Origin of the sequence: Microcoleus sp. MOSTC5, assembly GCF_036701825.1 — a bacterium.
In the GTDB taxonomy this organism is placed as follows: domain Bacteria; phylum Cyanobacteriota; class Cyanobacteriia; order Cyanobacteriales; family Microcoleaceae; genus Microcoleus; species Microcoleus asticus.
The window spans coordinates 38395-50987 of record NZ_JAUBRK010000040.1; the positions used below are offsets into that span (position 1 = coordinate 38395).

6 protein-coding genes are annotated in these 12593 nt (G+C 47.2%); 4 read left to right on the forward strand and 2 right to left on the reverse strand.

Annotated features, from left to right (window positions below; genetic code table 11):
- Positions 1 to 114 precede the first annotated feature (114 nt).
- A complete protein-coding gene (locus QUA54_RS21565) occupies positions 115 to 1860 on the reverse strand; it encodes an alpha/beta hydrolase (RefSeq protein WP_333416232.1) in 1746 nt (581 codons plus the stop codon).
- 286 nt (positions 1861 to 2146) lie between these two features.
- Here QUA54_RS21565 and QUA54_RS21570 point away from each other — a divergent pair, with 286 nt between their 5' ends.
- The 4 genes from QUA54_RS21570 to QUA54_RS21585 all read left to right on the forward strand — a co-directional run bounded on the left by QUA54_RS21570 (position 2147) and on the right by QUA54_RS21585 (position 7367).
- Positions 2147 to 3127, forward strand: coding sequence for an Npun_R2479 family HD domain-containing metalloprotein (locus QUA54_RS21570; protein ID WP_172188266.1), 981 nt, complete (start codon positions 2147 to 2149; stop codon positions 3125 to 3127).
- A 137-nt stretch (positions 3128 to 3264) separates the two neighbouring features.
- Positions 3265 to 4329, forward strand: a complete 1065-nt coding sequence (locus QUA54_RS21575) for a vWA domain-containing protein (RefSeq protein ID WP_172188264.1) — start codon at positions 3265 to 3267, stop codon at positions 4327 to 4329.
- Between the two features lie 112 nt (positions 4330 to 4441).
- Positions 4442 to 6592, forward strand: coding sequence for an NAD-dependent DNA ligase LigA (gene ligA / locus QUA54_RS21580; protein WP_333416233.1), 2151 nt, complete (start codon positions 4442 to 4444; stop codon positions 6590 to 6592).
- Between the two features lie 358 nt (positions 6593 to 6950).
- Positions 6951 to 7367 carry a hypothetical protein gene (locus QUA54_RS21585; protein ID WP_172188260.1) on the forward strand — a complete coding sequence of 139 codons (417 nt, stop codon included), beginning with the start codon at positions 6951 to 6953 and terminating at the stop codon, positions 7365 to 7367.
- Positions 7368 to 7771: 404 nt separating this feature from the next.
- On the opposite strand, the gene QUA54_RS21590 is transcribed toward QUA54_RS21585, so the two are convergent.
- Positions 7772 to 12593: CHAT domain-containing protein (locus tag QUA54_RS21590; RefSeq protein ID WP_333416234.1), on the reverse strand; the 4822-nt coding region annotated here is incomplete at its 5' end.

Sequence of the window (12593 nt, forward strand, 5' to 3'; positions counted from 1 at the left end):
AGTTTAACTGATGACTGCGATTAGGAAAGCTGATGAAAACAGAGACAGGGGCGAAAAAGGCGATCGCCCCCGCGCGAAAAGATATGCCAGCCTGCTCTTCGGCGCACCTCAACCCTAACGAACGGGAGCTATGGGAGGTGGAGAAGGTAGAGTAACAGGAGCGAGGGTAGGTGGAGAGACCGGCCTGCGAGGAGGTGGAGCACTGCTGAACTGCTGGAGTTGCTGCGGGGTGAGCGATCGCAAAATTCTCAGTCCCAGAGTGTCTCGGGAGATGCTTAAAGCGTAGGATGGCTCCAAATACGGGCGGAAATTGGATTTGTTGTTCAAATAGCTTTCCATGAAAGCTAGGCTGAGTCCGCTGAGGTAGCGGCGGGCTAAAGCTGGTTCGGGCCCGATGACCTGTGCTGGTGGTATAAATATGCTTTGAGGGGAATCCTCGATCGTTGAGAAGTGAGTCCCGTTGTTCATCAGTACCAGATATTTGTTGGGCGATGTCAGCCAAGTGAACGGTTGAATTTGTTCCAGCAAAGCGGGGGCGACGGTATCGGCGCTGCCTGCGATTACCATGACTGGGATTTGGATTTTGCTGAGGTTTGTTTCGCCGAGAATGCTGCTGACGATCGGGTTGATGGCGATCGCAGCTTTGATGCGCGGGTCGCCGAAATTGTACTGGCTGCGCTCTAGGCTGCGGGCGCGGCACTGCAACAGCAGGGAGAGGTTCCAAGTCTCGTTTTCGAGCTGGCAATCTTGGTCTAGCTGTGCAAAATTAATCCCCGCCCCAGCTAATGCTAAAGCCGTATAGCCGCCGAAAGACTGGCCGATGACGCCCACTCGCTGCAAGTCGAGCTGCCCTTGGTAAGTCGGATCGGTTGTAGAAAGTTTGGTTAAATAATCCAGAAGGTCTTTGATGTCGAGGGGGCGGTTGACAAATTCTGCTGGTTCTGATACTTCTCTAGCTCTGCCTGTTACTAAGTCTTGGATTTGTTGGGCGTTGCTGCCGGGGTGTTCGGGGACGGCGACGGCAAAGCCGTAGGAAGCTAAGTGTTTGGCTAGATACTGGAAGGAAGTGCGATCGGAACCTAAACCGTGGGAAATTACTACTACTGGGGCCGGTTGCTGGCTGCCCTGCGGCAGGTAAATGTCCATATCAAAGGTGCGAGCGCGATTTGGACTCGTCACAGTTACCGATGATTTTTTCCAAGTATAGGGGCCCGGTAGCTGGGGCTGCAGCATTTCGGCGGGCGGTATGGCGGGTTCAGAGGCTGCTTGTGCTTCGGACAACTGGGCGACTCCGGCGATCGTCTGATTGGAACGGTTGATCAGGGATGTCAGCACGTTCCCGATAGCCAAGCCACGGGCTATGTCAATCCTGATGCCGTAAGTGGGGAATTTCCGCAGCACGTTGAGAATTGTCAGGCCTTCTGGATCTGAGGCTGCTAAAATCAGGGCGGCTCGCATGGCATAAAATCCGGGCTGCCGAGCTTTGGTTTGAATTACTCGGCCCAAGCGCTTCAGCAGCACTTCTCCTTGAGGCGTGTAAAGGAATTGGGCGATCGTCACGTGGCTGATTTCAGATTTCGCTTGCAGGGCGCTGCGAATCTCAGCTAGCTGTGCTTTGTCGGCGTACTGAGCCAAGCCGTCCAAGTTTGAGTCTATTATGCCTTCTTTGGCGAAGAGTGCCAGGGATTCGATGGAAACTGATTCTTCTAGCGGCCCGTAAGTTATGTAAATTCTCTCGGCACCCATTGCCGGTGCGGCGGTGCAAACAGCCGTGAATGCAAACCATCCTAGGTATTTTTGGGCGATCGACCGCCGAGTGCGAAGGGCAGCAGTGGAGAGACTCGAAAACAGACAGTTCATAAGTTTCAAACCTAGGACTTCTAATAATTAGTCGGTGAAACGATGTAAATTGTTTCGTCAGTATTTAATGCCGGAAAATCACTCTGTTGGTTCGGATGCTTCGGAAATTAGGTTATCGTGGGAAGCATAGCCAAAACAGCAATTTTCTAACCTGACAAGACTAGCTGAAATTTACAATTCAACGCCGAGGGGTCAAACCTGCTGGAATGCCCATTGATTATTTTTTCAGCTATGCAAGATATTTTCGATCGAGTTTGTAAATACAGCCTGAGTGAGAGAATTTATTATGTTCAATGCAACTGCTATCCTGATTGACGCTTTTGTTCAAGAGCTGCAGGCCGGCTACCGTCGAACCTACGGCAAGTACAAGCCTGACTACCCTGAAATTATCGCCTGGGCAGGGACTATGGCTCTGGAAAATATCGCTAACTGCGATGCTCTATACCACAATGTGGAACACACAATGCTCGTGGCTTTGGTGGGACAAGAGATTCTCCGCGGCAAACATATTCGCGAAGGGGGAGTGTCGCCGGAAGATTGGCTGCACTACCTGATCTCGCTGCTGTGCCACGATATCGGCTACGTGAAAGGTGTTTGCCGCCAAGACCAAGAAGCTGTGGGACTCTACGCTACGGGTATTGACGGGGGCATGGTTTCTGTGCCAATAGGTGCCACTTCTGCCAGTTTAACTCCTTATCATGTCGATCGAGGAAAACTTGTAATTGACGAACGCTTCGGCGGCCACACATTAATTGATGCCGAACAAATCAAGCGCAATATTGAATTGACGCGCTTCCCAGTACCTGCTAGCGAAACTCATCAAGACAGAAACAATTACTCTGGACTCGCTAGGGCCGCCGATTTGATCGGTCAGTTGAGCGATCCCAATTACCTGCGAAAAATAAGTGCTCTGTTCTACGAATTTGAGGAAGTCGGCACTAATAAAATCTTGGGCTACAAATCTCCGGGAGATTTGCGGCAAAATTACGCCAAGTTTTATTGGAATGGTGTTTTTCCATACATTCCAGCAGCTTTGAACTACTTGGAATTGACCCAGGGAGGCAAACAGATTATTGCCAACCTCTACGCCAACGTCTTTCAGGTAGAACACGCTGAACCGCTCGCTTTCACCAAGCCGAACGCTCAAGAATTTATCAAATCCCGCGCTAATGGCAATTTGAACAGCGAAAAAGATGGTGAGAATCTTCAAGCTGCCATGTCCGGGGAAAACAAGAAATTTACCGAGTTTCCCGACTTGAATCTGTGATGATTTAACCAGCCTTATGCTGAAGTAAATCAAGCGAGCCAGAATTAGGAGATTTTTTTAAAACCTAATTGCTGACTCGTCTTTTTTGGAGCTATAATAGAGCTAAGAAATCGGTGTTTGTTAAGGAGAGTTAGGTCATGGCAACCAACAATATTGAAGTCGTTTTTAGCTTTGATACAACTGGCAGTATGTACCCTTGCTTGACGCAAGTTCGTCGGAAAATTAAAGAGACGGTAACGAGACTGCTCGATGAAATTCCTGGCATTCGCATTGGCATTATTGCTCACGGCGACTATTGCGACGCTGACAGCACTTACGTAACTAAACACCTCGATTTGTCAGGCGATGTCGGCACAATTTGCAATTTTGTGGAAAATGTAGAGCCAACTGGCGGTGGCGATGCTCCAGAATGTTATGAATTAGTGTTGCACGAAGCTCAGTCACTTTCTTGGACTCCAACTAATTCCAAAACATTGGTACTAATTGGCGACGACATCCCGCACGCACCCGCTCAAACTCCTCAAAAACTTAACTGGCGTCAGGAAGTAGATAAGTTAGCACAGATGGGAATTACCGTTTACGGCATCCAAGCTCTCAACCGTAACCACGCCACTTTATTCTACAAAGAAATAGCCGAAAAGTCGGGCGGTTTTCACCTCAATCTTGACCAATTTTCATACATCACAGATTTCTTTTTAGCCGTTTGTTACCAACAGTCATCTAACGAACAACTACAAGCTTACGAACAAGAAGTTGTCAGTGAAGGTCGCATGAGTCGCGGATTGAACAAGATGTTTGATACCATGCTCAAGCGGGAAGGCGTTGCTGTTTACGAATCAGCAGAATTGCGAGCCGTCAAACCGGGGAGATTTCAGATTCTAGACGTTGACAGCGAGATTTCAATTAAAGCTTTTGTTCTGGAGAATGGTTTGACTTTTAAAACCGGGCGCGGGTTTTATGAATTTACTAAAACCGAAACTATCCAAGGTAAGAAAGAAATTGTGCTGATGGATCGTTCGACAGGGGATTTGTTTGAAGGAGAAGCGGCGCGAGAAATGTTGGGTTTGCCAATGGGCGAGACAGTTCGCATCAAACCGAGCAATCTAGAAAAGTATGCGGTTTTTGTGCAAAGTACCTCGGCAAATCGCAAGCTGATGGGGGGAACTCGTTTCCTTTATGAAGTTGAAGATTGGGATCGTTAATCAATCTTAAATGTCCAAACTACAACCGCAGATCGATGCAGATCGGGGTAAAATCTCTATTATCTGTGTTTGTGTTATGGTCTGCGGTTAAAAACTACACTTTCAAATTAATATGCAACCCGAAATCCAGCAGCAAATTCAACAGTTGAGGCAGCAGCTACAGGAAGCTAGCTATGCTTATTATGTTCTAGATGCGCCGATTATGCCAGATGAAGTGTACGATCGACTTTATCGCCAGTTGCAAGACTTAGAATCAGATTATCCGGAATTAATTACTGCGGAAAGTCCGACTCAGCGGGTGGGAGAACAGCCTGCTACTCAATTTTTTAGCGTCAAGCACAATATTCCTCTCTACAGTTTGGAAAATGCTTTTAATTTTGAGGAATTTGCTAAATGGCAGGAACGCTGGCAAAGGGTAGCACCTCCCTTAAGCCCCGGTCAAGAAGGAAATGCACCCCCCCTAACCCCCCCTTATCAAGGGGGGGGACAAGAGGGAATAACATCTTCCATTAGCAATCAGGAAAATAGGGAAATTACTCCCCCCCTTGCTAAGGGGGGGTTGGGGGGGGTTTCCTATGTTTGCGAGTTAAAAATTGACGGTTCTGCTTTAGCGTTAACCTATGAAAATGGGGTGTTAGTTCGCGGTGCGACGCGCGGAGACGGCATTGCGGGAGAGGAAATTACTCAAAATGTCAAAACTATTCGTTCGATTCCTTTAAAGCTCAATTTAGATAATCCGCCGCCTTTTGTGGAAGTGCGGGGAGAGGCTTTTTTGTCTTTAGCTGTGTTTGAAGAAATTAATCGCGAACGGGAAAAAGCAGGGGAACAATTGTTTGCTAATCCTCGCAATGCTGCGGCGGGTACGCTGCGGCAGTTGGATTCTAAAATTGTGGATAAGCGCAGGTTGGATTTCTTTGCTTATACTCTGCATTTAGATGAGGGTAACGAGGAGAAGACGCAGTGGGATTCGTTGGAATTGTTGCGAAGAATGGGGTTTAAGGTGAATCCCAATCGCAAAATTTGCTATTCTTTGGATGAGGTTCGGGAGTATTACGAATATTGGGATACTGAACGGCGAAATTTGCCTTACATGACGGATGGGGTTGTTGTTAAGATTAATTCGGTTTTGCTGCAACGACAATTGGGTTTTACTCAGAGGTTTCCGCGCTGGGCGATCGCACTTAAGTATCCCGCGGCCGAAGTGCCTACAATAGTAGAAGCTGTCACCGTGCAAGTAGGGAGAACCGGGGCTCTGACGCCTGTAGCGGAACTCAAACCGGTGCAGTTGGCGGGGACGACGGTTTCGCGGGCTTCGCTGCACAACAGCGATCGACTTTCCGATCTGAACCTGCACATTGGCGATACTGTAATTGTCAGAAAAGCTGGGGAAATTATACCAGAAGTTGTGCGAGTTTTACCGGAACTTCGGCCCCAAAATGCTCAACTTTTCCAAATACCTAGTTGCTGTCCCGAATGCCGGCAGCCTGTGGTTCGGGAAAAGGGGGAGGCCGTTACTCGCTGCATCAATACATCTTGTCCGGCGATTTTGAGGGGTTCGCTGATACATTTTTGCAGCCGAGATGCTCTCGATATTAACGGTGTTGGGGAAAAGTTGGTGCAGCAGATGGTTGATAGCAATCTGGTGCATTCTGCTGCGGATTTGTACGATTTGACTGCGGAAAGATTGATGAGTTTGGAACGCATGGGTAAGAAGTTAGCAGAAAAGTTGGTAAGTGCGATCGCCAATTCCAAAACTCAACCTTGGTCGCGGGTATTGTATGCTTTAGGAATTCGCCACGTCGGCAGCGTCAATGCTCAATTGCTGACAGAAAGATTTACCAATGTGACCGATTTGGCCTCTGCATCAGCCGCAGCTATTGAAGGCGTTTACGGTATTGGGCCAGAAATTGCTCAATCTGTTTATCAGTGGTTTCAAGTGCCGGCCAATCAAAGTTTAATTGCACGGTTGAAAACTGCGGGCTTGCAATTGCAGTCAGAAGTGAAAAATCAAAATTTAGCCAGCACAAATTTACAACTTGCAGGCAAAACTTTTGTGCTGACGGGAACTTTGCCCACTTTGAAACGAGATGAAGCTAAAGATTTGATTCAAAAAGCAGGAGGTAAAGTCACAAGTTCTGTGAGTGCTAAAACAGATTATGTGGTTGTGGGAGAAGATGCGGGTTCTAAGTTGGAAAAGGCTCAATCTTTGGGGATAGAACTACTTTCGGAAGCTGAGTTATTAGAACTGCTATCGACACCATAAATAATTGGTGAAAGTTAATATATCTCTCTTTTCTTTTTCTGTTCGCCCTCTGCGCTCTCTGCGGTTCGCAAAAAAAGCGCTGATTCATTTCAGCCGTTTTCAAAGAAAATCCCCAACAATTCTATTACCCTAGGTGCAAAATAGCAGATCGCGAATTGCGCAATACGTCAAAAGGAATAGAAATCGCGTTAGCGAAGCCCTCGAAGAGGATCGTACTTCGTCAATCTACCTACTTGGCTAGCCCTGCCGCGGGGATCGGTTGTCGGTACAGGCTAGTTTTGCTAAAATTTGATAAACTTTGCAATAGCGATCGCAACTGCCAGATTAGCCAAGTCCCAGCAATCAGAGGAGATACATTATGTCTGAAATACCAGCAGAACAAACACAAACAAACTTGCCAACTCCAGAAACAACTACCGAAAGCTCAATTTCTGGGGTGGAAAACGTGAAAAATAGTTTGGGAAACGTCCTAAATAGTTGGAAATTGAAAGTAGGATTAGGAGTTGCTGTACTGTTTGCAGTGTCGCTATTTGCATTCTACTGGCAGCATATGATTGCAGTGATAGGTATGAAGAGTTGGTCGGCGCGATCTGGAGCTAACGCGATCGAATGTATGGTAAGAGATACTAATAACGACGAGTATGTCAGTTGCAGCGCCCTCCTCGACCAGCAGATTGTCCCTCTTGAGTGCAGTTCGAGTTTGTTCAATATCGGCTGTCGAGTCAATTACGGAACTGCAGCACCAAATCCGAGACAAAACAGCCCTAGATCCTAGATAGAGTATCTGCGGGTTAGAGATGATTGTTGAAGGAACAGATTTGCTACTTAAAATATGGGAGTTACAAAAAAACTCTCACCGTGAAAATAGTCCAGCAATAAAGAGCGGAAAACTCTTGTTTTTCTTGTTGTAAATTAGCAGGTAAGTAGACTTACCTGCTATTGCCATTAGGTAATCTGTGATAGATGATGCGCGGCAGTATATTGGCGATCCGAAGGTTTTTGATGATATTACTTTGGTGGTGATGAAACAGAAATAGAGTTGCAAACCCCCCGGAGCGATCGGCGGTTGAAATTGGGGAGATTCAGGGGGGAACCCCGCAACCGCCTCAAGCGCGCATTGCCCCTACTGTAGAAACTTTCGTCCCTAAGAAGCGGAGAGTGAAAAATAAAAATGGCAGCTTACCAAGGACTTCCGATTAGGGTGAAACTGCTCCAGTAGTAAGGATGAGAAAAATCTTGGTTTTGTTGTTGTATGTTAGTCGGTAAATTCAAGTTGCCCGCTGTTGTCACTAACTGCCCGTTTTCGCTCCTAACTTTACGAGCAATCATCGCCTGTTGAGCAAGTTGCAGAGTTTCTGCCTTAGTTGTGGCTCCTCGCAACTGGTGGTAAAATTCGCTCATCAGCCCCAAAGTGGCTCCATCGTCAACATACCACAAACTCCCTAAAGCAGATTTTGCGCCGGATTTTACTGCTAAACCTCCAAAACCTAACTCTGCTTCCCCATCGCCCAAAGCAGTTCTACAAGCACTTAAAACTAACAAGTCTACTTGCGGATTGCGCCAATTCAAACTCTCCATGCGATCGAGCTGCAATTGGGAATTCCACAGTTGAATGTATGAATTGCTCGGTTTTCCCGGTTTGAATTCAGCGTGAGTTGCTAGGTGAACGATGCGAAATCCTCCCTTGGCGTGTTCCGAGTTGAGATTATCTATAGTGAAACTGGAATTGAGGAAAGATGGCCCGTGCCACTGAGCCGAAATCGCCTGCAATTCGATCGGCACACTGGGCAAGGGCTGTTGGTCAACAAATTCTGACCGCCCCATTGCTAGCACTGTGGCGTCTCTAACTGCTCTATAATCGCTATTAGTCAAGCTGAAACTAGGAATTAGACTAAAACTGTATTTTTCAATTAAGAAGCCTTTACCGTCGTGCAAAGCGGCAAAGGGCAGGCTCCGCAATCCCGGATCGACTGACAGTAATAACGTCTGAATTCCTAAGTTTTGTAAGTCTTTTTCTAGGGGTGCAATCGCCCATTTATATAGTTGCTGCGCGGCGGCTAGATAAGTGCTAGTAGCGCGTTTTGCGGGATTTGTGATTTCATCGCGGAACTCCTTGACTGTGGGGAAAAGAGCAGCTCTGTTGGCTTCGGGAACGCTGTAGTGAATCGGCCGCCCCACGGGAGGAACTAAAATTAGTTCCAGTCGATCTTCTCGCGAGACTATGTAGATAATACCAGACCGCTTACCGGTTTGCTGTTCGATATTTTTTAAAGTTTGTTGGAAGGTCGCAATCATGATTTTTTGGTCTGGGAGGTTGGCTTTTACCCCCAGGTATTCTCCAAATTCTTGATTCCTGATTTCTTCGATTCCCCAGAGTGTTTCCTGTATGTCGTTACCTTCAAAAAGTCGATCGGGAGACGGAACATATCCCAGAACTAAATTAGAAGTAGGGTTGACTGTTTGCGGTTGTTTTGATCCTGGTGAGGGTGGTTCTACGATGCCGGGGGGTAATTTACTGGTGATACTTCGATCGATAGTTAAAACTCGATCGGCTGCTGCATCGGGATTGTCTACCGGTGGAATTTTGCGGCGTTGAAAGTCTTCTGAATCAGGGGTTGAAGATTCTCCTTGCGGTGTGGGTGTATCGTCGGCTGTGGGGGATGCTGCTGCTGTCACAGGTGCGGGCTCTTGTATTTCCGTAGGAGCGATCGCAGTTAATTCTGATACTAACTCTATTGGCTCCCTGGCGATCGGAGTGGGAGTTTCACTCGGAGTCGGAGTCGGAGTTACTACTGGAGTCGGAGTGACACTCGGAGTCGGAGTCGGAGTTACTACTGGAGTGGGAGTGACACTTGGAGTCGGAGTCGGAGTTACTACTGGAGTCGGAGTGACACTTGGAGTCGGAGTCGGAGTTACCAGCGGAGTGGGAGTGACACTCGGAGTCGGAGTCGGAGTTACTACTGGAGTTGGAGTGACACTCGGAGTCGGAGTCGGAGTGACTAATGGAGTCGGAGTGACTAATGGAGTCGGAGTCGGAGTGACTAATGGAGTCGGAGTCGGAGTGACTAATGGAGTCGGAATGACACTCGGAGTCGGAGTTGGAGTGACTACTGGAGTCGGAGTGATACTCGGAGTCGGAGTCGGAGTGATACTCGGAGTCGGAGTCGGAGTTACTACTGGAGTGGGAGTGACACTCGGAGTCGGAGTCGGAGTTACTACTGGAGTCGGAGTGACACTCGGAGTCGGAGTCGGAGTTACTACTGGAGTCGGAGTGACACTCGGAGTCGGAGTCGGAGTTACTACTGGAGTCGGAGTTGGCGTTGGCGTCGGATCAATGCCGTCATCAGTCGAAAACGCAATATTACCAACACTATTAGAACGCGGAAACGACTGCGATGTAATGGTAGATTGTCCTGTTGTAATTGCACCCGCCGTACCGTTGCTAGCAGCATCCCCCACCACAAACGGTTGAATCGGCGTCCCTCCATCTCCCCCAGCGTGTGTAATTGCGATATTTCCGCTACCTGTGCCGCCAGCAGTAGAAATGCTAGCAAATCCCGTCGGCGAAAAAGGTGTTGAAAAAGCACCCGTAGCGCGGAAAAAATTGCCTGTTATTGCTGTGACATCGCCGCCGGTACCGCCAGTACCGCCTTGGGCATTGATAAACTCTACTTGAATATCGCCGATCGGATCTAAGAACACATTGCCGGCATTTCCGACTATACCGCTAGAGTTAATTTGTCCCGCCGTAATTGAAGTTATCGCCTTAACAGTTATGTTACCGCCACTGTTTGCCGATGTATTCAAATTGCCTGCTGTGAAATTGTTACCGCTTGTAAATAGAATTTCTCCGCCATTAGTAGTAATATTTTTAACGCTTATGTCGCCCTTGGCAGTAATATCGACTTTGCCTGCGGTGACATCTCCCGATAAATTGACTTTTTCCGTGTTTGGTGCTGTCAATTGTTGCGCGTTAATTGTTGAGTTTCCTGTCACATTGCCAGCATTGTCGATCGCAAGATTTCCTAACTTGCTGGTGGCCCCCACCGCACCGTTGAAAGTGATGCTGCCGCTACCGGAGGCTAGTGTTAAGTTGCGGGTTCCATCAATACTGTCGATCGCACCCAAAGCAATATTTCCCCCTGCGGTACTAAATACCGCATCCTTTGTCAAAACCAGAGCATTGCTAATATTAATGTTGCCGTTATTAGTCGTAACATTCCCGCCTAATTTAGTAGTGAAAGCCGTAACATTAAAACCAGAATTGCTTTTAACATTGCCGATAAATTCCGCATTCGATGCAGTAACGTTCAAAACAGATAATGGCGTTGTTTCTCCAATATTTCCTTGCAGCAGCACATTACCATTCGCGGCATCTAAGCCCAACCAACGACCGCCATCGATCGCCCCTTTTATATTAATGCTACCAACGCTGCTTTTGAGATCGACCTGGTTTCCCAGTTGAACGTTGCCAGTCAAATCTATATTGTTAGTTGTATTGATGCCATAGTTCAAATTAATTGTTGAACCTTGGAGAGCAACACTGCTGTTGTCAAGTCCGGTGACAGTTCCATTAACTGCGATCGCACCTGTTCCCGTTTGAATATTTACGGGATCTAAAAATGTGAGATTAGAGGGAATACTAATATTGGCGCTGCTATCCGATCGCCCGATCGCGATCGAGCTAAATCCATTTTGAATCAAATTAAGTTCCGATGCCGTCAAATCTAAAGCGCTAGTATTGTTATCAGTTCCGCCAACAACAATATTTTGTCCGGCTGTTGCCGGTTGCAGCGTTAGCGGGCCACTACCCGAAACATTCCCAGAAAAATCAATTTCACCTGCAGTTAAAGTCAGCGGGTTACTACCTGCCGATAAACTCGAACCGAAAGCAATAGTTGCATCTCCTAGTGTAAAATTTACAGGAGCTTTTAATGTCACCGGACCGCTAAAACTAATGTTATCATTAGTTGTAGTGATATTTCCGCTAACCGCAACAGTTCCCCCGCCATTTTGAATAAATGCACCGTCTAAATTCAGGTTTTTCTCAATATTCAGATTTACCTTATTGGCAATTGTGAGCGTCCCGTCATTGGTGGTTGTTACAGTTCCTTTGAGATTAACATTATCAGCCGCAATACCCAGATTGCCAGCTACGTCAACTGTCTTGTTGAAAGTAATGTCGCTGCCTGAAAGAAACGAGTTTTTGGCAACAGTGACAGCATCTGCATAAGTTTGACTGCCGGTTGTAGTGACATTGCCACCTAAAGAAATCTTGCTGTTGGCAGTTAAATTAGTGAGAGGAGTTGTTTCGCCGATCGCACTTGTGAAGGTAATATTACTGCTAGCCGCCTTCACAGTCAAATCGCTGCTGCCGTTAACTGTATTATTGAAAGTAATGCTGTCACCTGAAAGAATCGGATTGTTGGCAATTGTCACTGCATCTCCGTAGGTTTGAGCGCCAGTGGTTGTCACATTGCCATTAAGTTGAGTTGTGCCGCCAATATCTGTAGTCAAACTCGCGGCATTGACTGTTTGATTAAATGCAGTTGTGCCTGTAGAGTTAGCTGTTAAATTGCCGATCGCACTTGCAGCACCAACTGCACCATTAAATGTCACATTACCGCTAATCGCCTTCGCCGTCAAATCGCTGCTGCCCTTAACAGTATCGTTGAAAGTAATATCGCTGCCGGAGAGAATCGGATTGTTAGCAATTGTCACTGCATCTCCGTAGGTTTGAGCGCCAGTGGTTGTCACATTGCCATTAAGTTGAGTTGTGCCGCCAATATCTGTAGTCAAACTCGCGGCATTGACTGTTTGATTAAATGCAGTTGTGCCTGTAGAGTTAGCTGTTAAATTGCCGATCGTACTTGCAGCACCAACTGCACCGTTGAATGTCACATTACCGCTAACCGCCTTCGCCGTCAAATCGCTGCTACCATCTACAGTATTGTCTAAAGTAATGCTGTCACCTGAAAGAATCGGATTGTTGGCAATTGTC